Origin of the sequence: Enterococcus sp. S53 (assembly GCF_016516865.1) — a bacterium.
In the GTDB taxonomy this organism is placed as follows: domain Bacteria; phylum Bacillota; class Bacilli; order Lactobacillales; family Enterococcaceae; genus Enterococcus_D; species Enterococcus_D innesii.
Genome location: NZ_JACVUH010000088.1, coordinates 1 through 224, shown reverse-complemented (window position 1 = coordinate 224; position 224 = coordinate 1). Strand labels below are relative to the sequence as shown.

The window sequence follows — 224 nt, the reverse complement described above, 5'->3', positions numbered from 1 at the left end:
GTATTAAGGTTTTTAAATCTAGGAAGTGAATTTGGTCGGCTTCAAAGCAACAGTGACAAAGGCTCATCTACAGTACCAGCTCTTGAAATATCAGGAACATTTGTTGCTATTACAAGCTCTCAAAGAGGATGGATTAACTTATCTGCAAATGGTATTTTCGAAGGGAACACTTTTAGCGGATACAGTGTAGATGCCGGAAGTAATACTGGTAATTATGTAGGCTT

1 protein-coding gene is annotated in these 224 nt (G+C 37.9%); it reads left to right on the top strand.

Going from position 1 to position 224, the window contains the following annotated elements:
* Positions 1-224 (top strand): hypothetical protein (locus IAE45_RS19140; protein WP_233619197.1); only part of this gene is annotated, 224 nt, incomplete at both ends.